The 20,397-nt window shown below is 72.8% G+C and carries 22 protein-coding genes and 1 riboswitch; of the genes, 12 read left to right on the top strand and 10 right to left on the bottom strand.

The window, feature by feature from the left end; translation table 11 throughout:
- Positions 1-32: 32 nt before the first annotated feature.
- On the bottom strand, positions 33-926 hold the full coding sequence (locus C9F11_RS18890; RefSeq protein ID WP_138960406.1) for a sugar isomerase: 894 nt from the start codon (positions 924-926) through the stop codon (positions 33-35).
- Positions 927-1,174: 248 nt separating this feature from the next.
- On the opposite strand from C9F11_RS18890, the gene C9F11_RS18885 reads away from it, so the two are divergent.
- The 3 genes from C9F11_RS18885 to otsB are packed head-to-tail and all read left to right on the top strand — an operon-like array spanning position 1,175 to position 3,552.
- Positions 1,175-2,395, top strand: a complete 1,221-nt coding sequence (locus C9F11_RS18885; protein WP_138966689.1) for an extracellular solute-binding protein — start codon at positions 1,175-1,177, stop codon at positions 2,393-2,395.
- A gap of 10 nt (positions 2,396-2,405) precedes the next feature.
- Positions 2,406-2,684 (top strand): DUF3263 domain-containing protein, encoded by a 279-nt coding sequence (locus C9F11_RS18880; protein ID WP_249401787.1) that lies wholly within the window; start codon positions 2,406-2,408, stop codon positions 2,682-2,684.
- A gap of 16 nt (positions 2,685-2,700) precedes the next feature.
- Positions 2,701-3,552 carry a trehalose-phosphatase gene (gene otsB / locus C9F11_RS18875; RefSeq protein WP_138960405.1) on the top strand — a complete coding sequence of 284 codons (852 nt, stop codon included), beginning with the start codon at positions 2,701-2,703 and terminating at the stop codon, positions 3,550-3,552.
- A gap of 9 nt (positions 3,553-3,561) precedes the next feature.
- Here otsB and C9F11_RS18870 read toward each other — a convergent pair whose 3' ends face one another.
- Together C9F11_RS18870 and C9F11_RS18865 are read right to left on the bottom strand one after the other, a co-directional pair.
- Complete coding sequence (locus C9F11_RS18870) at positions 3,562-4,950, bottom strand: trehalose-6-phosphate synthase (protein WP_138960404.1); 1,389 nt, start codon at positions 4,948-4,950, stop codon at positions 3,562-3,564.
- Positions 4,951-5,136: 186 nt separating this feature from the next.
- The gene (locus tag C9F11_RS18865; protein WP_138960403.1) at positions 5,137-6,132 is read right to left on the bottom strand and encodes a glucosyl-3-phosphoglycerate synthase; all 996 of its coding nucleotides are present in this window, start codon (positions 6,130-6,132) and stop codon (positions 5,137-5,139) included.
- 170 nt (positions 6,133-6,302) lie between these two features.
- A riboswitch (SAM riboswitch) is annotated at positions 6,303-6,455 on the top strand.
- On the opposite strand from C9F11_RS18865, the gene thrC reads away from it, so the two are divergent.
- The 4 genes from thrC (at position 6,449) to groL (ending at position 11,876) form a co-directional block, all read left to right on the top strand.
- Positions 6,449-7,780, top strand: a complete 1,332-nt coding sequence (thrC, locus tag C9F11_RS18860) for a threonine synthase (RefSeq protein WP_138960402.1) — start codon at positions 6,449-6,451, stop codon at positions 7,778-7,780. (Overlaps the previous riboswitch by 7 nt.)
- 148 nt (positions 7,781-7,928) lie before the next feature.
- Positions 7,929-8,204, top strand: a complete 276-nt coding sequence (locus C9F11_RS18855; RefSeq protein WP_138960401.1) for a MoaD/ThiS family protein — start codon at positions 7,929-7,931, stop codon at positions 8,202-8,204.
- 481 nt (positions 8,205-8,685) lie between these two features.
- Complete coding sequence (locus C9F11_RS18850) at positions 8,686-8,889, top strand: cold-shock protein (RefSeq protein WP_005315736.1); 204 nt, start codon at positions 8,686-8,688, stop codon at positions 8,887-8,889.
- A gap of 1,364 nt (positions 8,890-10,253) precedes the next feature.
- The gene (gene groL / locus C9F11_RS18845) at positions 10,254-11,876 is read left to right on the top strand and encodes a chaperonin GroEL (protein WP_030682188.1); all 1,623 of its coding nucleotides are present in this window, start codon (positions 10,254-10,256) and stop codon (positions 11,874-11,876) included.
- An 87-nt stretch (positions 11,877-11,963) separates the two neighbouring features.
- Here groL and C9F11_RS18840 read toward each other — a convergent pair whose 3' ends face one another.
- Both C9F11_RS18840 and C9F11_RS18835 read right to left on the bottom strand, forming a co-directional pair.
- On the bottom strand, positions 11,964-12,224 hold the full coding sequence (locus C9F11_RS18840; protein WP_138960400.1) for a DUF397 domain-containing protein: 261 nt from the start codon (positions 12,222-12,224) through the stop codon (positions 11,964-11,966).
- Positions 12,208-13,047 (bottom strand): helix-turn-helix transcriptional regulator, encoded by an 840-nt coding sequence (locus C9F11_RS18835; protein ID WP_138960399.1) that lies wholly within the window; start codon positions 13,045-13,047, stop codon positions 12,208-12,210. The genes C9F11_RS18840 and C9F11_RS18835 overlap by 17 nt, the downstream gene beginning before the upstream one ends.
- A 114-nt stretch (positions 13,048-13,161) precedes the next feature.
- On the opposite strand from C9F11_RS18835, the gene C9F11_RS18830 reads away from it, so the two are divergent.
- On the top strand, positions 13,162-13,377 hold the full coding sequence (locus tag C9F11_RS18830; RefSeq protein ID WP_138960398.1) for a hypothetical protein: 216 nt from the start codon (positions 13,162-13,164) through the stop codon (positions 13,375-13,377).
- Complete coding sequence (locus tag C9F11_RS18825; protein WP_138960397.1) at positions 13,374-13,577, top strand: hypothetical protein; 204 nt, start codon at positions 13,374-13,376, stop codon at positions 13,575-13,577. The genes C9F11_RS18830 and C9F11_RS18825 overlap by 4 nt, the downstream gene beginning before the upstream one ends.
- A gap of 39 nt (positions 13,578-13,616) precedes the next feature.
- Here C9F11_RS18825 and murQ read toward each other — a convergent pair whose 3' ends face one another.
- The gene (gene murQ / locus C9F11_RS18820; RefSeq protein ID WP_138960396.1) at positions 13,617-14,558 is read right to left on the bottom strand and encodes an N-acetylmuramic acid 6-phosphate etherase; all 942 of its coding nucleotides are present in this window, start codon (positions 14,556-14,558) and stop codon (positions 13,617-13,619) included.
- A 99-nt stretch (positions 14,559-14,657) separates the two neighbouring features.
- The gene (locus C9F11_RS18815; RefSeq protein WP_138960395.1) at positions 14,658-15,569 is read right to left on the bottom strand and encodes a MurR/RpiR family transcriptional regulator; all 912 of its coding nucleotides are present in this window, start codon (positions 15,567-15,569) and stop codon (positions 14,658-14,660) included.
- Between the two features lie 83 nt (positions 15,570-15,652).
- Here C9F11_RS18815 and C9F11_RS18810 point away from each other — a divergent pair, with 83 nt between their 5' ends.
- Both C9F11_RS18810 and C9F11_RS18805 read left to right on the top strand, forming a co-directional pair.
- Positions 15,653-16,009, top strand: coding sequence for a hypothetical protein (locus tag C9F11_RS18810; protein WP_138960394.1), 357 nt, complete (start codon positions 15,653-15,655; stop codon positions 16,007-16,009).
- Positions 16,006-16,272 carry a DUF4031 domain-containing protein gene (locus C9F11_RS18805; RefSeq protein WP_138960393.1) on the top strand — a complete coding sequence of 89 codons (267 nt, stop codon included), beginning with the start codon at positions 16,006-16,008 and terminating at the stop codon, positions 16,270-16,272. The genes C9F11_RS18810 and C9F11_RS18805 overlap by 4 nt, the downstream gene beginning before the upstream one ends.
- A 54-nt stretch (positions 16,273-16,326) precedes the next feature.
- Here the strand turns inward: C9F11_RS18805 and C9F11_RS18800 are convergent, their stop codons facing one another.
- Both C9F11_RS18800 and C9F11_RS18795 read right to left on the bottom strand, forming a co-directional pair.
- Entirely contained in the window at positions 16,327-17,439 is a 1,113-nt protein-coding gene (locus tag C9F11_RS18800; RefSeq protein ID WP_171075780.1) for a GNAT family N-acetyltransferase, read from the bottom strand.
- A 9-nt stretch (positions 17,440-17,448) separates the two neighbouring features.
- Positions 17,449-18,093: a hypothetical protein gene (locus tag C9F11_RS18795; protein WP_138960392.1), complete on the bottom strand. Its 645-nt coding sequence runs from the start codon at positions 18,091-18,093 to the stop codon at positions 17,449-17,451.
- A 477-nt stretch (positions 18,094-18,570) separates the two neighbouring features.
- Here C9F11_RS18795 and C9F11_RS18790 point away from each other — a divergent pair, with 477 nt between their 5' ends.
- Positions 18,571-19,248, top strand: a complete 678-nt coding sequence (locus C9F11_RS18790) for a maleylpyruvate isomerase family mycothiol-dependent enzyme (RefSeq protein WP_138960391.1) — start codon at positions 18,571-18,573, stop codon at positions 19,246-19,248.
- A 31-nt stretch (positions 19,249-19,279) separates the two neighbouring features.
- On the opposite strand, the gene C9F11_RS18785 is transcribed toward C9F11_RS18790, so the two are convergent.
- A complete protein-coding gene (locus C9F11_RS18785) occupies positions 19,280-20,218 on the bottom strand; it encodes a hypothetical protein (RefSeq protein WP_138960390.1) in 939 nt (312 codons plus the stop codon).
- Positions 20,219-20,397: the final 179 nt, after the last annotated feature.

The raw sequence follows: 20,397 nt of genomic DNA, 5'->3' as shown, positions 1-20,397 counted from the left end.
AGTGTGCGCACCGTCCCCGTCCCGGGTCCGGGCTAGCCGAGGACGACGCTCCGGGTCAGGTTGCGCGGCCGGTCGGGGTCCTGGCCCCGGTCCTCGGCGAGCCGCACGGCCAGGCGCTGGGCGCGGACCAGCTCCGCCAGGGGGTCGACGTCGGTGCGCGCCACCAGCTCGCCGCCGACGCGGGCCACGTCCTCCGCGAGCCCCTCCGGCAGCGCCCCGAACATCCACGCCACGCGGCCCGGCGCGGTGATGGAGATCGGCCCGTGCCGGTACTCCATGGCCGGGTACGCCTCCGTCCACGCGCCCGCGGCCTCCCGCATCTTCAGGCCCGCCTCCAGGGCGAGCCCGTACGTCCAGCCGCGGCCGAGGAACGTCCACTGCTCCGCCGTGACCACCGCGTCCGGCAGCGGCTCGGCGACGGTGCGCTCGGCGTCCGCCGCGGCCTCGGCGACCGGCTTGACGCCCGGGACCGCGCCGAGCCCGGCCCGCAGGAAGGCGAGGGCCGTGGTCGCGAACCGGGTCTGCACGACGGACTCCTCGTCCGCCCAGTCCAGGACGGCCACCGCGTCGGCTGCGGTCATGACCGGCGTCTTCGGGTCGGCGGTCAGGGCCAGCGTCGGCACGGCGCCCCGCACCCGCCCGAGCAGGTCGAGCACCTCCGTCGTCGTACCGGAGCGGGTGATCGCCACGACCCGGTCGTAGCGCCGCCCGGTGGGGAACTCCGACGCCGCGAACGCGTCCGTCTCGCCCTGCCCCGCGGCCTCCCGCAGCGCCGCGTACGCGAGGGCCATGAACCACGAGGTGCCGCAGCCGGTCACGGCGATCCGTTCGCCCGGCTCCGGCAGCCCGGCGAAGGCCGCGGCGCTCCCGGCGGCCCGCCGCCAGCAGTCGGGCTGGGTGGCTATCTCATTTGCGGTACGCGACATGTGCCAAGGCTCCTTGCCGGTGCGGGAGTTGTGCCGGGCGCCGCGGGGACGGCGCCCGGAGCAGTGCTTAGCAGCAGGACGACCGGGCGGGCAATGGGTGACCGCCGTTGCAGAAGCGATACTGGGGTGGTGTAGACCTGGTGTGTCGACGCGGGGGAGACTCGCGTTCCGGTAAGTCTCGGCAAGGGTGGGAAAAAGCGGTGCAGCGGCGCGTGACAGGCCTTACGGCGGCGGTGGCCGCACTGAGCATGGCGGCGCTGCTCGCCGGATGCGGCGAATCGGGCGGATCGGGCGATGTGACCCTCAAGCTCGTGGCGGCCGACTACGGCGACTCGGCGGCGAACAGCTCCAAGAAGTACTGGAGCGAGCTGGCCGAGAAGTTCGAGGACGAGCACCCGGGCATCAAGGTCGACGTGACCGTGTACTCCTGGACGGACGTCGACCGCAAGGTCAAGGAGATGGTCGCGGACGGCGAGGCCCCCGACCTCGCGCAGATCGGCGCCTACGCGGACTACGCGGCGCAGGACAAGCTGTACAGCGCCGACGACGTGCTCTCCATCCCCACCCAGGCCGACTTCCTCGCGCCGCTGGCGAAGGCGGGCGTCTTCAACCGCGTCCAGTACGGCATGCCGTTCGCCGCGTCCACGCGCCTGCTGTTCTTCAACGAGAAGCTCTTCAAGAGCGCCGGGGTCACCCCGCCGGAGAGCTGGAGCGAGCTCCAGGCCGCCGCGAAGAAGCTCAAGGCGCGCGGCGTGAAGATCCCGTACGCGCTGCCGCTCGGCCCGGAGGAGGCGCAGGCCGAGACGTACCAGTGGCTGCTCAGCGGGGGCGGCGGCTACACCGACAACGTCGGCTCGTACGACTTCGACTCCAAGCAGAACGTCAACACGTTCAACTGGCTGAAGAACGAGCTGGTCGGCAAGGGCCTGACCGGGCCGACGCCGCCCGGCAAGCTCAACCGCGCCGAGGCCTTCGCCGCCTTCACGCGCGGCGAGGTCGGCATGCTCAACGGCCACCCGACGCTGATGCAGATGGCCGCCAAGAAGCACCTGAAGTACGGCATGGTCCCCATGCCGGGCGTCAACGGCAAGGCCCAGTCCACGATGGGCGTCGCCGACTGGATGATGGCCTTCAAGGAGAACGGCCACCGCAAGGAGATCCGCGAGTTCCTCGACTTCGCCTACTCCAAGGACAACGTCCTGGAGTTCTCGCGCGAGTACGACCTCCTTCCGGTGACCACGTCGGCGTCCCAGGAGATGGCCGACGACAAGGCCGACGCGAAGAAGCTCGGCGGCTTCCTGGAGGAGCTGCCCGCCTCCCAGCTGTACCCCGTCGGCAAGACGTCCTGGGCCCAGGTGTCCGTGCAGATCAAGAAGTACATCGGCAAGACCGTCGACCCGAACGGCGACCCGCAGGCGACCCTGAGCCAGCTCGACGCGAAGGCGGCGGCGGAGGAGAACGCGAGCTAGCGTGGGCGGGGTGAACGGTGTGCCCGAGGCGGAGCCTCCCGCGCCCGAGCCCTCCGGGGCCGGGGGCGGCCTGTCCGCGCGGGCCAGGGCCGTGCTCGCCCTGGAGCGGCGCAACTGGAGCGGCCCCGGCGCCAAGGAGCGGGCCATCCGCGAGGACCTGGGCCTGGCCCCGGTGCGCTACTACCAGCTCCTCAACGCCCTCCTTGACGACGAGCGCGCCCTGGCCCACGACCCGGTCACCGTGAACCGCCTGCGACGGGTACGCGCCGCACGCCGCGCGGAGCGCTGACGCTAGGGTCGGTCCCATGGGCGACGACCGCACGCACTCCCCGTACGAGCCACTGACCCCCGCGGGCCGCGACGGCCTCGCCGCGATCCTGGCCCGCCCCGAACGCGCCGTGATCGCCCTGGACTTCGACGGCACGCTCGCGGCGATCGTGCCCGACCCCGAACGGGCCAGGGCCCACCCGGACGCCGTCCCCGCGCTCGCCGCCCTCGCCCCGAGGGTGCGCTCCGTCGCGGTCGTCACCGGCCGCCCCGCGGGCGTGGCCGTCCGCCACGGCGGCTTCGCGGGCGTCCCCGGCCTGGAGCACCTCGTCGTGCTCGGGCACTACGGCGCGGAGCGCTGGGACGCCGTCACCGGCACCGTGCGCGCGGCCGAGCCGCACCCCGGCGTCGCCGCGGTACGGGCCGAGCTGCCCGGCTTCCTCGACGCGATCGGGGCCTGGCGGGGCACCTGGATCGAGGAGAAGGGCCGGGCCGTCGCGGTGCACACGCGCCGGGCCGAGGACCCCCAGGCCGCCTTCGACGCCCTGCGCGGCCCCCTCGGCGAGCTCGCCGCCCGCCACGGGCTGATCGTGGAGCCCGGCCGGATGGTCCTGGAGCTGCGGCCGCCCGGCGTGGACAAGGGCGTGGCCCTCATCGAGTACGTACGCGAGGTGGGAGCCGAGTCGGTCCTCTACGCGGGGGACGACCTCGGGGACCTGCCCGCGTTCGCCGCCGTGGACAAGCTGCGGGCGGACGGCGGTGTGCGGGGGCTCCTTGTGTGCAGCGGCAGCGCGGAGGTCGCGGAGCTCGCCTCGCGCGCCGACCTGGTGGTCGAAGGCCCGGCCGGCGTGGTCGGGCTCCTGGCCCGGCTGACCGCGGCCCTCGCCTGAACGGCGCGGCTAGGAGCCCAGCGCCGCGAGCTGGTCCAGGAACCAGCGGGCGGGCGGTAGGGCCGTGGCCGCGACGGCCAGGCGCTTGGTGCGTTCGGCGCGCTCCGCGGCGGGCAGCAGCAGGGCCTCGTGGAGCGCGCCGGCCGTCCCCGTCACGTCGTACGGATTCACCGCGAACGCGTCCTCGCCGAGCTCCTCGTAGGCCCCGGCCTCCCGGGACAGGACGAGCGCGCAGCCCTCGTCGGAGACGACGGGGACCTCCTTGGCGACCAGGTTCATGCCGTCCCGGATGGGGTTGACCAGGGCCACGTCGGCGATCCGGTACGCGGCGAGGGAGCGTGCGAAGTCGTCCTTGACGTGCAGCACCACCGGCGTCCAACCGGCCGTGCCGAAGCGGGTGTTGATGCCCTCGGCGACGCGGGAGACCTCCGCCGTGTAGGCGCGGTAGACCGCGAGGTCCTGGCGCGAGGGGTAGGCGAACGCGACGTGCACCACCCGCTCGTGCCACTCGGGGTGCTCGTCGAGCAGCAGCTCGTACGCCCGCAGACCCCGGACGATGTTCTTCGACAGCTCGGTGCGGTCCACCCGGACGATGACCTTCCGATCCGCGCCCACCTGCTCGCGCAGGCTCGCGAGCCGCTCCTCGACGTCCGCGCGCCGCGACCGCTCCCGCAGGAAGTCCGCGTCCGCGCCGAGCCCGTGCACCCCGACCCGCGTCCCCGACGTGCCGCCGAGCAGCCGCACACAGCACTCCGTGAACGCGTCCGCCCACCGCCCGGTCAGGAAGCCGAGCCGGTCCGCGCCCAGCATGCCGCGGAGCAGCTGCTCGGCGATGTCGTCGGGCAGCATCCGGAAGTAGTCGACGGGCGCCCACGGGGTGTGCGAGAAGTGCCCGATCCGCAGGTCGCCGCGGAGCTCGCGGAGCATCCCCGGCACCAGCGCGAGGTGGTAGTCCTGCACCAGGACCGCCGCGCCGGGCGCCGCGCTGTCGGCGAGCGCCTCCGCGAAGGCCTGGTTGTACTGCTCGTAGGCGGCCCACTGGGCGCGGAACTCGGGTCCGAACTCCGGCTCCAGGGGCGTCTGGTACAGCATGTGGTGCACGAACCAGAGCACCGAGTTCGCGATGCCGTTGTACGCCGCCGCGTGGGTCTTCGCGTCGATGTCGAGCATGCGCACGCCGGGCTCAAAGACCCCGCGCCGCACCGCCTCGCGGTCGCCGTCGCCGAGCGCGGAGCACACCCACAGCGCGTCCGCCTCGTCGCCGATGGCGCTGAGCCCCGACACGAGCCCGCCGCCGCCGCGGCTCGCGGTCAGCTCGCCGTCGTCCCCGACGGCGTACGAGACGGGGCCGCGGTTGGACGCGACGAGGACCCGGGCGGCGGCGTGAGGGGAGACCATGTTGGCGAACCTAGCCCGAGCCGGGTCCACGTAAACGCGCACCCGTGCGAGTGGCTCCTCACTTGGCCGACTCGACGGGAAGCCGCCCTGTGGGGCAGCGCCCCCAAAGGGGCGCGAGGAACTGCGCGCCCAGCCCAGGACGGCCCGCAGCTGAAGACCGGCGAAGGCCCCGCGCGGCCGCACCGCTCAAGCCACGCGCCGCGCTGCGTACTCCTCGATCTCCGTCATCGGCGGCCGCTCCTCCGTGTCCACCGGATACGTGCGCGGCTCGAAGCCCGACGCGCCCCGGACGAACTGCGTCAGCTCGGGGCGCACGAGATGGGCGCGGGCGAGCCGCAGCTGCGCCGTGCGGTAGATCGACGCGGCCATCCGGCCGAGCGCCTGCCCGTCCTGGTGCCGGTGCTTGCGCACCCCGACGTCGACCTGCGCGAGCGCGTCCAGGCCGACGGTGTGCAGCGCGTCCACGAGCAGCCCGAGCTCCACGCCGTACCCGACCGGGAACGGCAGGCGCTCCAGGAGCGACCTGCGGGCCGCGTACTCGCCGCCGAGGGGCTGGACGAAGCCCGCGAGCTGGGGCCAGTGCATGTTGAGCAGGGGGCGCGCCATCAGCTCGGTGACGCGGCCGCCCTGGCCCGCCGTGGCGCCGGGGCCCTCGCCGTCGGGGTCGCCGGGGGCGCCCGGGCCGTCGAGCATCGTCAGCGGGCGGTCGTACATCGCCTTCACGAAGTGCACGTCCGGCTCGGTGAGCAGCGGGCCCACGATGCCGGTCACGAAGTCGGCCGAGAACTCCTTCAGATCGGCGTCCACGAACGCGATCACGTCACCGTGCGTGACCAGGAGGGACCGCCACAGGACCTCGCCCTTGCCGGGCACCGCCGGGACGCGCGGCAGGACGTCGTCCCGGCGCACGACCCGGGCGCCCGCGGCGCGCGCCACCTCCGCGGTGCGATCCCGCGAGCCGGAGTCCACCACCACGAGCTCGTCGACCAGGGGGATCTTCTCGACCAGCTCGCGACGGATCTCCGCGACGATCTCCCCGACCGTCCGCTCCTCGTCGAGCGCGGGCAGCACGACGCTCACCGTGGTGCCCGAGGCCCGCTTCGCGGCGGTGAGACGGTCCAGCGGGCGGTCGGTCACGGACCAGGAACGCCTGCTCAGCCAGCGCTCGACCTCTTCCAGCACGCGGGTTCCTCCCGTTGGTGGCCGTATGTGATCCATCTCGCGGTTCGGACGACTATCTCAACTGTCCTGGCCGTCGGTTACAGTCTTGAACAAGGCCGGTGACCATCGCATGTCGGGGGTCGCCGTCCGTCACGGGTGCCACTGGCGCCCCGCGTACAACAACCGAATACCGCTCATCCAGAGGGGCAGAGGGATACGGCCCGTTGAAGCCCCGGCAACCCTCCAGCCGGTCTCGTAGCCGCCACAGGCGCACCGCGAGGCTCCCGGCTCGGGAAGGTGCCAATTCCGTCTCGTGGCGAGATGCGCCGCGAGGAAGATGAGGAGAAAGGGCCTCGCCTCCATGGCTGTGCAGACCGTCGACACCACGTCCCCCGAGGGCACCGCGGACGCCACCGTCGACCTGGGACCCGCCTCGGGTCTCTCCTGCCGCGAGTGCGGCACCGTCTTCCCGCTCGGACCGATCTTCGCCTGCGCCGAGTGTTTCGGCCCGCTCGAAGTCGCGTACGACCTCCCCGTCGGCGACCCCGAGGCGCTCCGGGCCAAGATCGAGTCCGGCCCCGCCAACATCTGGCGGTACGCCCCGCTGCTGCCCGTCCCCGCCGACGTCGCGGACAAGCCGAACCTCAACCCCGGCTGGACCCAGCTCGTCAAGGCCGACAACCTGGCCCGTGAACTGGGCGTCGAACAGGGCAAGTTGTTCGTCAAGGACGACTCCGGCAACCCCACGCACTCCTTCAAGGACCGCGTCGTCGCGCAGGCCCTTGAGGCCGCGCGCGCCTTCGGCTTCACCACGCTGTCCTGCTCCTCCACGGGCAACCTCGCCGGGGCCGTCGGCGCCGCCGCCGCCCGCGCGGGCTTCCGCTCCTGCGTGTTCATCCCGCACGACCTGGAGCAGGGCAAGGTCGTCATGGCCGCGGTCTACGGCGGCGAGCTCGTCGGCATCGAGGGCAACTACGACGACGTGAACCGCTTCTGCTCCGAGCTCATCGGCGACCCGCTGGGCGAGGGCTGGGGCTTCGTCAACGTGAACCTGCGGCCGTACTACGGCGAGGGCTCCAAGACCCTCGCGTACGAGATCTGCGAGCAGCTCGGCTGGGAGCTGCCGGACCAGCTCGTGATCCCGATCGCCTCCGGCTCGCAGCTCACGAAGATCGACAAGGGTCTGAAGGAGCTGATCGAGCTCGGTCTGGTCGCGGACAAGCCGTACAAGATCTTCGGTGCCCAGGCGGAGGGCTGCTCGCCGGTCTCCGCCGCCTTCAAGGCGGGCCACGACGTCGTCCGCCCGCAGAAGCCGAACACCATCGCCAAGTCCCTCGCCATCGGCAATCCGGCCGACGGTCCGTACGTGCTCGACATCGCCCGCCGCACCGGCGGCGCGGTGGAGGACGTGACCGACGAGCAGGTCGTCGACGCGATCAAGCTCCTCGCCCGCACCGAGGGCATCTTCGCGGAGACCGCGGGCGGCGTGACCGTCGGGGTCACGCGCAAGCTGATCGAGGCCGGTCTCATCGACCCCTCGCTGACCACGGTGGTCCTCAACACCGGCGACGGCCTGAAGACCCTCGACGCGGTCGCCGCGACGTCGCAGGCGACCGCGACGATCCGCCCGAGCCTGGACGCGTTCCGCTCCGCGGGGCTCGCGGGCTAGCGCCGTAGAGTCGCAGGTCCTCATGTCGTCAGCGGGTTCGCTGTGGCTGGTCGCGCCCACGCGGCGGAGCCGCACATCGACATAGCCCCGCGCCCCTTCGGGGCCCTCCTGTACCGGGTGCCCTGTCTGAACTACCGAGGTGAAGAGTATGAGCGTCAACGTTCGCATCCCGACCATCCTTCGTACGTACACCGGCGGTCGGGCGGAGGTCTCCGCCGAGGGCGCCACCCTCGCCGAGGTCATCGCCGACCTGGAGAAGAACCACGCCGGGATCGGCGCCCGCGTCCTGGACGACCAGGGCAAGCTGCGCCGCTTCGTGAACGTGTACGTCAATGACGACGACGTGCGTTTCGAGCAGGGCCTCCAGACCGCGACGCCCGACGGCGCGGGCGTCTCGATCATTCCGGCGGTCGCCGGCGGCTGAGCCGTTCCGGAACCGCCGCGGGGAACTCGCGGGGCCGTTTCGTATACAACGGCTCTTGTTCCTACGCAGAGTTACCGCGATTGCCCCCTCCGCGAGAGAAGCGGAGGGGGCAATTCTGCATGGTTGAGCGCGGTACAGTTGGGAATGGAGCTTCGTTTTTGATGTCGGGCGGCATGAGTCGCCTCGGTGAAGTCGGCCGCGGAGCCGACAAGAAGCAGCCAAAGTGTCCTGCCTATTTGAGCCGAACATGGCTTTTGTCTGGCCCGACTTGCCCCGAACGCCGGTGAATTCTCCGCATATCGACGATCGGCCGTGCCCAGAATTCTCGTCCGATTGACCTGTTGCAGACGGCAGTTGGACAGATACATTCAGCCGCGGTCGACGCGTTCCGGCGCACATCCCCCAACCCATGGGGGGTGAGGTCTGACCCGGGTCCGTGAAGTGCGGTCCTGCGCAAGGGCCAGTAATAGGGGAGTTAGGCATGGCTCAGGGCACCGTCAAGTGGTTCAACGCGGAGAAGGGATACGGCTTCATCGCGGTCGACGGTGGTGCGGATGTATTCGTCCACTACAGCGCGATTCAGATGGACGGCTACCGCACCCTGGAAGAAGGTCAGCGAGTCGAGTTCGAGATCTCGCAGGGCCAGAAGGGTCCGCAGGCGGACATGGTCAAGCTCGCTGTTTGAGCGGCTTGACGCGATCGGCCACCAGCGACGCGTGGGCCCGCCTCCCGGTTCGGGAGGCGGGCCCTCCTCTGTTGGCCCCCGCTCCGGCCGGGGCCCGGTGCCCCCGCCGACGCCACCGCTGTCGCGGCGGGCGCCTCCCACCCGCCCGCCCGTGGCCAGGCGGCTGCACTGTGCGGGGCCCGTTCGCCCTGCCGTCCCGCCTGTCTCTCGGGTGCGGGCCGCCGCCCCCGACGCCGCCGCTGCCGCGGCGGATGCCTCCCACCCGCCCACCCGTGACCAGGCGGCTGCGTCGTGCGGGCGACCCGTTCGCCCCGCTGTCCCGTCCGTCTCGCGGGTGCGGGCCGCCGCCCCCGTGGCCGCCGCTGTCGCGGCGGGTGCCTCCCACCCGCCCGCCCATGGCCAGGCGGCTGCACTGTGCGGGCGGCTCGTTCGCCCCGCTGTCCCGCCCGTCTCTCGGGCGTGTGCCGTCGCTCCCGTGGCCGCCGCTGTCGCGGCGGGCGCCTCCCACCCGCCCACCCGTGACCAGGCGGCTGCACCGTGCGGCGGGTCGTTCGTCCTGTCGTCCGTCGCTCGGGTGCGGGCCGTCGCCCCCAACACCGTCGCTCCGCGGCGGATGCCTCCCACCCACCCGCCCGTTTGCTCGGCAGTGCACTGTGCGGGCAGGGAGGTGCCCTCCAGCTCGCGCTGCGAAGCTGCCTGGTCATGGGCGGGCGGGTGGGAAAGTTCCGGCGCGGAGCGGCGGTGTTGTGGGTGGCGGCCCGCACTCGGCGGGCGGTGGGGGGCGAACGGGCCGCCCGCACGGCGAAGCTGGCTGGTCATGGGCGGGTGGGTGGGTGGGAAAGGCCCGGCGTGGAGCGGTGTTGTTGTGGGTGGTGGCCCGCGCCTGGCGGGTGGTGGGGGGCGAAGGGTGCCGGTTTGCTTGGCAGGGCGCGGTGTGGGCAGGGGGGTGCCCTCCAGCTCGCGCTGTGGAGCTGGCTGGTCATGGCGGGCGGGTGGGGAAGATCCGCAGCGGGCAAGCGGGCAAGCGGGCAAGCGGGCAAGCGGGCAAGCGGGCAAGCGGGCAAGCGGGCAAGCGGGCAGCCCAGCCGCAGTCGCGGCGGCGGCGTCGGGGGCCGGGGTCCGTGCCCGGTGGGCGGTGGGCGCCGGGGGAAGCCGGACCCCAGAGCGTGGGGGCGACCTTGCACTCGGAGGGGGCGAGTGCTAATCATTGGCGTTAGCACTCTACGAGTGAGAGTGACAGAAGGACCGGGTGGGTGAGGTCCGCAGGCCGGGTGGGGCAAGGAACCACAAGGCAGGCAGACCGTCCGTCGCGGGCGCCGGCGCGGTCCGAGTTTTTCCACCCCTGTCCGGGAGGACCACTTCACATGGCCAAGATCATCGCGTTCGACGAGGAGGCACGGCGCGGCCTCGAGCGCGGCATGAACCAGCTCGCCGACGCCGTCAAGGTGACCCTGGGCCCCAAGGGTCGCAACGTCGTCCTCGAGAAGAAGTGGGGCGCCCCCACGATCACCAACGATGGTGTGTCCATCGCCAAGGAGATCGAGCTCGAGGACCCGTACGAGAAGATCGGCGCCGAGCTGGTCAAGGAGGTCGCGAAGAAGACGGACGACGTCGCCGGTGACGGCACGACGACCGCGACCGTCCTGGCCCAGGCGCTGGTCCGCGAGGGCCTGCGCAACGTGGCCGCGGGTGCCAACCCCATGGCCCTGAAGCGCGGCATCGAGAAGGCCGTCGAGGCCGTCTCGGGCGCCCTGCTCGACCAGGCCAAGGAGGTCGAGACCAAGGAGCAGATCGCCTCCACGGCCTCCATCTCCGCCGCCGACACCCAGATCGGCGAGCTCATCGCCGAGGCCATGGACAAGGTCGGCAAGGAAGGCGTCATCACGGTCGAGGAGTCGCAGACCTTCGGTCTGGAGCTCGAGCTCACCGAGGGCATGCGCTTCGACAAGGGCTACATCTCGGCGTACTTCGCGACCGACATGGAGCGCATGGAGGCCGCGCTTGAGGACCCGTACATCCTCATCGTCAACTCCAAGATCTCCAACGTGAAGGACCTCCTTCCGCTCCTGGAGAAGGTCATGCAGTCGGGCAAGCCGCTGCTGATCATCGCCGAGGACGTCGAGGGCGAGGCCCTGTCCACGCTGGTCGTCAACAAGATCCGCGGCACCTTCAAGTCCGTCGCCGTCAAGGCCCCGGGCTTCGGCGACCGCCGCAAGGCCATGCTCGGTGACATCGCCATCCTCACGGGCGGCACGGTCATCTCCGAGGAGGTCGGCCTCAAGCTGGAGAACGCCGGTCTCGACCTGCTCGGCCGCGCCCGCAAGGTCGTCATCACCAAGGACGAGACCACGATCGTCGACGGTGCCGGTGACTCCGAGGCCGTCCAGGGCCGCGTGAACCAGATCCGCGCCGAGATCGAGAACAGCGACTCGGACTACGACCGCGAGAAGCTCCAGGAGCGCCTGGCGAAGCTCGCGGGCGGCGTGGCCGTCATCAAGGCCGGTGCCGCGACCGAGGTCGAGCTCAAGGAGCGCAAGCACCGCATCGAGGACGCCGTTCGCAACGCGAAGGCGGCCGTCGAGGAGGGCATCGTCGCCGGTGGTGGCGTGGCCCTGCTCCAGGCCTCCTCGGTGTTCGAGAAGCTGGAGCTCGAAGGCGACGAGGCCACCGGTGCCGCCGCCGTCAAGCTGGCTCTTGAGGCCCCGCTGAAGCAGATCTCCGTGAACGCCGGCCTCGAGGGTGGCGTCATCGTGGAGAAGGTCCGCAACCTCACCCCCGGTCACGGCCTGAACGCCGCGAACGGCGAGTACGTGGACATGATCGCCGAGGGCATCATCGACCCGGCGAAGGTCACGCGCTCCGCGCTGCAGAACGCCGCGTCGATCGCCGCGCTGTTCCTCACCACCGAGGCCGTCATCGCCGACAAGCCGGAGAAGGCCGCGCCGGCCGCTCCGGGCGGCATGCCCGGCGGTGACATGGACTTCTGAGCCGGTTCGTTCGGCTCGGGCTCGTCCTTCCCGAGGGCGGCACCCCCTGCTTCCAGCAGGGGGTGCCGCCCTCGGGCGTTTCCCGCCCTACGCCCCCAAGGAGCTGATGAAGGCGGACCAGGCCGGGGGGTGGAAGAGGAGGTGGGGGCCAAGGGGGTCCTTGGAGTCCCGGACGGGGATGACGTCCGGGGGGCCGTCTGCCACCTCCAGGCAGTTGCCGCCATCCCCTGCGCTGTACGTGGACTTGCGCCAGCGGGCGACCTCCAGGCACTCGTTGCCGCCCCCGCCGCTGTAGCTCGATTTGTGCCAGACGGCTGTGCTCAGGTCGTAGTCAGGGTTGCTCCTCATGGCTGTAATCCTGCGCCACTGACTCGAGTAGAGCTAGGGACTTCTCAGGCGGGAGAGCGGCGGCAACGAGGAGTTCGAAGGTGAACCGCAACTGCGCGACTGTTGCTGGGTCGTCCTCCAGCCGTCCGGTTCCGGGCCCTTCGAAGTAGACCAACGGGGCGGCGTCCTCGAAGTCCATCAACCTCATCGGACCCGACATGGCCTTGTGCGCCCCTCCGTCGAACGGGAGTACCTGCGCGATGATTCGGCCCCGGCGTGTCAGACCTGCCACGTGACGCAAGGCTTCTGCCATCACTGCTCGGCCGCCGGTCTCTCGACGTAGCACTGCCTCGTCAAGCACCACCCACAACAACGGCTTTGTCGGGTGGTTGAGCAGCCGCGTCCGCACCATCCTGCCGTCCACCCACTCGTCGATGGTCTCCTCGGGGGCTGTTGGGTCGTGCGCCCGGTTCACGGCTCGTGCGTACGCGGGCGTCTGGATCAACCCGGGGATCAGCATCGGTGCGTACTGGCGGATCGCCGTAGCGATCTCTTCTGCATCCGCCGCTTCCGCGAAGTGCTCCGGGTACCGGGACTTCGCCGCAGCCTTGCAATTGCGGGTGAAGAAATCCTCCGTCCCCAGCGCCTCATCCAGCATGCGCGCATGGTCCGGCTGCATCCGGCGCGTACCGGCCTCCAGTTGGCCGATGAACGAGCCGCTGACGAAGATGCGGCAGCCGAGCTCCTCCTGGCTGAAGCCGGACTTCTCACGAGCGTGGCGCAACTCGGCGCCGAGTAACGCGCGGGGGTTCGACGACGGGTCGAGGTCTTTGGGGCGGGTCATCGACAGGTAGCTCCTCGGACACCGGGGACTGTTGGGTGGCCTGCGCTTTTCAGGGTAGGCGCGGCTGAACACCCTGGGTGAGGAACGTTGAACACTCAGTAGAAAGGCGTAGGTATGGCGATGACGGCGGAGGAGAGGGGCCGCGCGGCCGAGGCCACGGTGGCCGCGCTGCGCGCGGAGCTGGCCCGGCTCGGGCTGACGCTGCCCTCGCTGCGCGTGGACCCCCTGACGATGGCGGCCGAGGCCCCGTACCCGCTCGTGGAGTTGGGAAGGTGCAACCTCGACACGGCGATGCGCCTCGTGGCGGTGCTGCGCGGGGCGGCGAAGTGACCCCGGGCGAGTACGCCGTGGACGTACGGGACGGCAGCGTCGGCCAGGTGATGGGCCACGAGGGCGGCTACGTACAGCTGCGGCCGGTGGGCGGCGGCCGGGAGTGGGACTGCCCACCGGAGTCGACGGCCCCCGCGTCGACGGGCGAGGTCCTGCGGGCCCGCGTCCGCCAGGTCAACAGGGAAGGACGGCTGCCGTGAGGCGTCGGTGTCGGCCCCGCTCCGTGTGAGGGCGCCCGGTTACGCCCGGTCCGTTGCCGCGAGGGCCGTGCGGAGGTGGCCGCCCGACTCCGTCAGGAGGCGCGCCGCCGTGGGGGCGTCCACGGCGCCGAGGATCGTGAGGATCGCGGGCTTGACCTCGCCGTCCGTGGCGGCCAGGGCGCGTTCGATCTCGTCGTCGGGGGCGCCCGTCGCCAGGGCGACGATGCGGCGGGAGCGGGCGCGCAGCTTCTCGTTGGAGGCGCGGACGTCGACCATCAGGTTCCCGTACGTCTTGCCCAGGCGGATCATCGTGATCGTCGAGATCATGTTGAGGACCAGCTTCTGCGCCGTGCCCGCCTTCAAGCGGGTGGACCCGGTGAGGAGTTCGGGGCCGACGACGACCTCGATGCCGTGCTCGGCGGCCGCCGCGAGCGCGCTGCCCGCGTTGCAGGACAGGCCGATCGTCAGGGCCCCGACGGTACGGGCGTACTCGACCGCGCCGATCGCGTACGGGGTGCGGCCGGACGCGGAGATGCCGACGACCGTGTCGTCGGGGGTGAGCGCGAGCGCCGTGAGGTCCTCGGCGGCCAGGGCCCTGCTGTCCTCCGCGCCCTCGACCGCCGTGACCATCGCGGGCGGCCCGCCCGCGATCAGGCCGACGACGTCACCGGGGTCGGTGTTGAAGGTCGGCGGGCACTCGGACGCGTCCAGGACGCCGAGGCGCCCGGCCGTGCCCGCGCCCGCGTAGACCAGCCGGCCCCCGCGCGCCATCCGCTCCGCCGTGGCGTCGATGGCCGCGGCGATCCGGGGGAGCTGCGCGGCGACGGCGGTGGGGACGGTCGCGTCCTCGCCGTTCATGATCCGGGCGATGTCCGGCGTCGGCAGCCGGTCGATCTCGGCGAGCTCGGGCCGGAAGGCCTCGGTGGTGAGGGACGCGAGCTCGGCACGTAGTTCGCCGTAGCCGTCGGGGGTGGAGGTCATGGGCACAGCGGCTCTTTCGGTGACGGAGGGATTGTCCAGCCCGTCCGGCGTTTGAGGACGAGCGCGAAGCGCGATGAGGGGCCGGGCCCCGGCAGGGGCTCAGCCGTTGCGGTGCCGGTGGGCCAGGGCTTCGTACGACGCGGCCAGCGCGGGCGCGGCCGTCTCGTACGTGCGCTGCGCCACGCCCACGAACAGGCAGTCCACGACGAGGAGTTGGCTCGTGCGGGACGACATGGCCGCCGGGCGCAGCTCGCTCTCGCGGGCCGTGGAGGTGGTCAGTATGTGGTCGGCGTACTGCGAGACGAGGCCCTCGGGGCGGCCGGTGACGGCGATCGTCGTGGCGCCGTGCTCGAAGGCGACCCGCAGCGGCTCGATGACGTCGCCCGTCGAGCCGGAGTGGGTGATCGCGACGGCCACGTCCTTCGCGCGCAGCGTCACCGCGTTCGTGACGGCCAGGTGCGGGTCCGAGTGCGCGTGCGCGACCTGGCCGATGCGCAGGAGCTTCTGCGCGAGGTCCTGGGCGACGAGCCCGGACGCGGCCACGCCGTAGATCTCCGTGCGGCGGGCCGCGGCGAGCGCGGCGACGGCCGCCCCGAGCTGCGCGGTGTCGAGCCCGGCGGCCGTGTCGGCGAGGGTCTGCTGCTCGTCGTACGCCAGCTTGGCGACGACGTCGGCGATCGGGTCGTCCACGGCGATGTCCGCCGTGACGGCCGGGGCGCGGCCCGACTGCTGCTGGGCGGCGAGCCCGGCGAGGGCGAGCCTGAGGTCGCGGTAGCCGGGGTAGCCGAGGAGGCGGGCGGTGCGGACGACCGTGGCCTCGCTGGTGCCGGTGAGCTCGGCGAGGCCGGTGACCGTGAGGGCGGCGCAGCCCGCCGGGTCGCCCGCGACGGCCTCGGCGACGCGCTGCATGGAGCGGGTCATCGACGGCGCGAGCGTACGCACCTTCGCCGCGAGGGCGGCCGGGGCGGGCGGAGCCCCGCCCGCGAAAATTTCCTTCACGTCAGAGGTCACTCCTGAAAGATATTTTCACCGTCGTGAACGGGTCAAGACTCCTGCCGACCGCACCGCGGGGCACGGGGGGCGACAATGGCTGCATGGACACGATTGACCCTCTGGAGCAGGCGTTGCACGCGGCCCGCGCGCTGGTCCTCGCCGACCTCGCCGCGCGCGAGGTGGCGCAGGCCGACGTGGTCTCCTTCGTCGAGGAGTCCGTGGCGCACCGCCGCTGGTGGGTCGAGCAGTGGCCCGAGGGCGCGGCGTACGTCGCCGGGCTCGTCGCCCAGGACGTGCAGGACCGGATCCTGGAGCGGTACGGCCGCTGGCCGCTGTGCCCGGTGTGCGGCACCGGGGAGCCGCACGCCCTGGACGTGGAGCCCGAGCTCGGGCCCGACCCGCACTGGGTGTGCGCCAAGGCCGGAGTCGTCGTGGCGCCGGTGGGCAGGCTGTCGTGACGCTGTACATCGACCCGCCGGTGTGGCCCGGGCACGGGCGGCTCTGGTCCCACCTGGTGAGTGACGTCTCCTACGACGAGCTGCACGCCTTCGCCGTGCGGATCGGGGCGCCCCGGCGGGCCTTCGAGCGCGACCACTACGACGTGCCCGCGGAGCGGTACGCGTCCGCTGTGGCCGCGGGGGCCGTGGAGGTGGGATCCAAGGAGCTGGTGCGGAGGCTCACCGAGGCGGGGCTGCGGCGGCGCAAGGGGGCCGTGGGCTAGGCGGTACCGCCCACGCCGGGCCCGCTGCCCTTGTCGGCGCTGCGCGCCCCGTCCTCAAACGCCGGACGGGCTGGATGGATCGCCGGGACCGGCTGACACCGTGTAGGTCCGCTGGCCCTCTCTGTCCGCGTCCCGCTCGAAGCCCGCCCTGAGCAGGACCGCCTCCGAGGCCGTGTTGCCCTCGTCGACCACCGCCCGGATGCCCCGGACGTCCGGCAGGGTCAGGGCCCAGCGGGACAGCGCGCGCAGCGCCCGGGTCGCGTAGCCGTTGCCCCGGGCCGCGGGGGCCAGGTCGTAGCCGACCTCCGCCCAGCCCTCGTGGTCGGGAACCCCGTGGAAGCCCATGGCGCCGACCGCGACCTGGTCGGCGGTGCGCACGATCGCGTACGAGCCCCACTCGGGGCGGTGGGTGCCCGCCGCGTACGCCTTCGCGATCAGCCCGGCGCCGATCCGAGTGCCCTCGCACGGGCCGCCCGCGATCCAGTCGAGGCCGCCGGTGCCGCCCGCGGCGAGGTCGGCGAGGACCGGGGGCGACAGCTCCAGGAGCGCCACGTGCTCCGCGGGCAGGTGGATCTGGTTGTGCCAGCGCCAGCGCTCCGGGCGGGACCGGCCCGGCAGGGTGCCACGGCCGGTCGCCCACAGCAGCGTCCGCCAGTGCGACGCGCCGTCCCTGGCGGGCGGCACGTGCGGGAACTGCCAGGCGAGCAGGGCCTCGCAGAGCCGCGCCGGGGGCTCGTACGCCACGTCGAAGGCGCTCAGTACGTCGTGCGTGTGCAGCAGCAGCTCCACGATGCCCATGGCGGCGAAGCCGTGCGCGTCCGCGCTGCCGTACGGGAACGGGTGGAAGCCGCGCCCGCCCCTCGGCGTGGTGCGCACCACCGCCGCGAGCAGGCCGCCCGACGCCTCCACGGCGTGCACCGCCGCGGCCGGGCCCGTGCCCTCTTCGAGGCGGATGTCGATCGGGACGTACGCGTCCTTCGTGCGCCCCGTGAGCTGGGCCGCGTACGCCGTGAAGTCGCTCACGAGGTGCTCCGCCGTCGCCAGACAGCTCCACTGGAGGCCGGCCGCGGGCCGCGTCCAGTCGTACTCCTCCGTCGCCGCCGCGCGCAGCGCGCCGCAGGCGTGCGCCACCGCCTCGTCGATCTCGTCCGCGCCCATCGTCAGCATGGCGCGAGGCTACGTGAGCAGCGCCAGCTCGGCCGAGAGGTTTTCGCGCGCCGGGGCCTCCCAGTGCGCGGCCCCGTGCGGGGTGCGGAACAGCCTCGGCAGGGCCAGGAGTTGGCGCAGGACGTCCGCCCGGCCCCGGCGGAACGCCTCGTCCGGGACGAAGGCGTACTCCTCGCGGACCGCCGCCGCGTAGGCCGCGTACGCGTCCGGGGGCGCGGCGAGGATCGCCAGGTCCGCGTCGCACAGGACCTCGCCGTCGCGGTCGCCCTCGGCGGGGTCGTGGGTGACGGTGAGCCGGACCAGGCGGGCCACCTCCGCGGTGTCCTCGTCCGTGAGCCCCGCCTCCGGCAGGGCCCGCTCGGCCAGGCGGGCGCTGCGCTCCTCGTTCTCCGAGCGGTCCGGGGCGTAGACGGCGTCGTGGAACCAGGCGGCGAGCCGCACCAAGTGCGGGGCGTCCGCGTGCTGTTCCAGGGTGTCGATGTGGTCCAGGACGGCCGTGAGGTGGGTGGTCGTGTGGTAGCGGCGGTGCGGTTCGGCCCAGCGGGCCAGGAGGTTGTCCGCGTACGGTTCCGGGGCCGGGGTCGCTGTCCCTTGGCGGGCCTCGGCGAGTGTCCGGCACCAGCGGGCGCGCAGCGCGTCATGGGGGGTGGCCATGCCCCGACCCTACGCGGCCCTCCGCTCGGGCCCCGCTCCCGCGGAGGGCTCCCTTGCGGGGCCTCTCTTGCGGGGCCTCTCTTGCGGGGCCTCTCTTGCGGGGCCTCTCCCACCCGCCCACCCGTTCCGGCGCGGCTTTCCTGCCCGGCCCCGGCCTGGCGGCTTCCGGCCGTCGTTCGGCTGCCCGCCGCTACCGCGGCGGATTTCCCACCCGCCCACCCGTTCCTGCCCCAGTGGCCTGGCTCGGCCCCGGCCTGGCGGCTTGCACGTTGTTGTTCGGCTGTCCGTCGCTGGCGCGGCGGGGACGGGGGGGGGGCGGGTGGGTGGGGTTTCCCGTTCCTGGCCCAGTGGCCGCGGGCCTGTTCCGGTCTGGTGGCGTGCACGTTGTCGTTCGGCTGTTCGCCGGGGCGGGTGGGTGGGAGAAGAGCCCGTGTGGGGGCGTTGCCAAGCGGCGGCCGGGGCGGTTGGGTGGCCGGCATGACGAGCGAGCCCTCAACGCCCGGCGCGGCGTTGGAATCCGACCGCCCCGGCCGACTCCTGCGGACCGAACGGGACGCCCTCATACCCGTGTTGCGCGCCGCGGACGACGCCGCGTTCGCGGCGCCCACCTGCTGCCCGGGCTGGACGGTCCGGGACCTGCTCGCGCACTGCGCGGCCGCCCTCACCCGGGTGATCGAGAGCCGGTTCGACGAGGGCGTGTTCACCGCCGAGGGCAACGACCGGGACATCGCCGAGCGGGCCGACTGGCCCGTCGCGCGCGTCCTGGACGAGCTGGAGCACGGCATGACGAACGCGGGCGCCGCCATCGCCGCGGGCAAGGGCCTGTTCGACGGGGTCGCGCTCGGCGAGTGGGTGCACGCCGGTGACGTACGGGACGCGTGGGGGCTGCCCGGCGCCTACGGCGGCGCGGGGCTCGACGACGCCCTTCCGCTGCTCGCGGCCTACAGCAGACAGCGCGCGGCGCTGCCGCTGCACGCCGACGTCGACGGCCTGGACGAGCCGCTGGTCCTCGGCGTGAGCGACGGCCGCAGGCCGCCCGCGCGGTACATCGGGGACGCGCCGACACTGGTCCGGCTGTACGCGGGACGGCCGCTGGGGGACGCCCGGTTCGAGCTCGCGGGCGCGACGGAGGGCGAGCTGACCATCTTCGGCTGAGGCCGGGCGGACCGGACCGGGGCGGCGGGGCTCAGTGGCCGTGGCCGCCGGTGGTGGTGCCTTCGTGCCGGGGCTCGCCCCCGCCCGCCCGTACGGTGAACGCCGCGGTCCGCACCTTCCCCTCGTGCCGGAAGTCCAGGAACAGGCGGTACGTGCCCGCGCTCGGCGCCGTCGCCGTGAAGGAGACCTCCGGGCCCGGCTTCGTGGTGGCGTCGCCGGGCTCGCCGTTGGGGTGGACGTGGAGGTAGGCGAGGTCGCCGGAGCGCAGCGCGACCAGGTGGCCGTACGCGCCCAGGTACGGCTGGAGGTCGGTGACGGGCTTGCCCCGGCGGGTGACGCGCAGGGTCAGTCCGCCCGGCTCGCCGGGGGTCAGGGCGCCGGCCAGGCGCACTTCGTAGCCGCCCGCGGTCTTGGCCGTGGCGGACGGCTCCGGCGCGGGCGCGGGGGCGTACGCGCCCGTCACCGCCAGGTCCGCGCCGAGCGTCACCTTCTCCTTCGCCCGCTCGGGCCGGAAGTCCGCGAAGACGCGGTAGTCCCCGGCCGCGGGCAGCGTCGCCGGGGTCGACCAGGTGCCGTCGGCGGCCCGGGCGGGGTGCAGATGGCGGTACGTCGTCAGGTCGCGTGAGGCGACGATCAGGTGCAGCTCCTTGCCGTGGTCCTCGGCGTACCGGGTCACGGGGCGGCCCGAGTCCGACGCCAGGATCCTGAAGCGCAGGTCGGTGCGGTCGCCCGCCCGGGCGCGCGGGGTCTTCAGGTCCAGGGCGTAGCCGTCGGCCGCGATCTGGAGGCCTCCCGGGGTGTGGTCCCCGCCCCTGCTCCGGGGGTCGCCCTTCGCGGTCTTCTCGCCGTGCTCCTCGGTGTGGGCGACCGGCTTGCCCACCGTGTCGACGCTCGCGCCCACCGCGTACGTGGTGCCGAACGTCGCGGCGACGGCCGCGGCGAAGGCGGTGATCTTCAGTCCGGTGTTCATGGCGTCGGCTCCTTGTGAGGGGGTCGCTCGGGTCGTGAGCGGGTCGCTCGGATCACCTTCGACAATACCCCTGGGGGGTATGAAGTCAAGCCGCGATCTCCCTTGCGTTCGATACCCCCCAGGGGTATAAATGATCCTCGTCAGGCATACCGGCCCCGGGTACCCCGGGCAGAGCGCGT

It is taken from the genome of Streptomyces sp. YIM 121038 (genome assembly GCF_006088715.1).
In the GTDB taxonomy this organism is placed as follows: Bacteria; Actinomycetota; Actinomycetes; order Streptomycetales; family Streptomycetaceae; genus Streptomyces.
The sequence above is the reverse complement of the archived record's forward strand: the minus strand, read 5'-3'. Positions and strand labels throughout refer to the sequence as shown.

Coding starts and splice junctions, on each gene's coding strand:
- C9F11_RS18800 (WP_171075780.1), bottom strand. CDS start 17,439: ATGCTGACGATGGGCGCGGACGAGATCGACGAGGCGGTGGCGCACGCC.
- C9F11_RS18835 (WP_138960399.1), bottom strand. CDS start 13,047: ATGACCCGCCCCAAAGACCTCGACCCGTCGTCGAACCCCCGCGCGTTA.
- C9F11_RS18830 (WP_138960398.1), top strand. CDS start 13,162: ATGGCGATGACGGCGGAGGAGAGGGGCCGCGCGGCCGAGGCCACGGTG.
- murQ (WP_138960396.1), bottom strand. CDS start 14,558: ATGACCTCCACCCCCGACGGCTACGGCGAACTACGTGCCGAGCTCGCG.
- C9F11_RS18870 (WP_138960404.1), bottom strand. CDS start 4,950: ATGGTCTCCCCTCACGCCGCCGCCCGGGTCCTCGTCGCGTCCAACCGC.
- C9F11_RS18785 (WP_138960390.1), bottom strand. CDS start 20,218: ATGAACACCGGACTGAAGATCACCGCCTTCGCCGCGGCCGTCGCCGCG.
- C9F11_RS18890 (WP_138960406.1), bottom strand. CDS start 926: ATGTCGCGTACCGCAAATGAGATAGCCACCCAGCCCGACTGCTGGCGG.
- C9F11_RS18810 (WP_138960394.1), top strand. CDS start 15,653: ATGGACACGATTGACCCTCTGGAGCAGGCGTTGCACGCGGCCCGCGCG.
- C9F11_RS18850 (WP_005315736.1), top strand. CDS start 8,686: ATGGCTCAGGGCACCGTCAAGTGGTTCAACGCGGAGAAGGGATACGGC.
- C9F11_RS18885 (WP_138966689.1), top strand. CDS start 1,175: ATGGCGGCGCTGCTCGCCGGATGCGGCGAATCGGGCGGATCGGGCGAT.
- groL (WP_030682188.1), top strand. CDS start 10,254: ATGGCCAAGATCATCGCGTTCGACGAGGAGGCACGGCGCGGCCTCGAG.
- C9F11_RS18840 (WP_138960400.1), bottom strand. CDS start 12,224: ATGAGGAGCAACCCTGACTACGACCTGAGCACAGCCGTCTGGCACAAA.
- C9F11_RS18795 (WP_138960392.1), bottom strand. CDS start 18,093: ATGGCCACCCCCCATGACGCGCTGCGCGCCCGCTGGTGCCGGACACTC.
- otsB (WP_138960405.1), top strand. CDS start 2,701: ATGGGCGACGACCGCACGCACTCCCCGTACGAGCCACTGACCCCCGCG.
- C9F11_RS18790 (WP_138960391.1), top strand. CDS start 18,571: ATGACGAGCGAGCCCTCAACGCCCGGCGCGGCGTTGGAATCCGACCGC.
- thrC (WP_138960402.1), top strand. CDS start 6,449: ATGAGGAGAAAGGGCCTCGCCTCCATGGCTGTGCAGACCGTCGACACC.
- C9F11_RS18855 (WP_138960401.1), top strand. CDS start 7,929: ATGAGCGTCAACGTTCGCATCCCGACCATCCTTCGTACGTACACCGGC.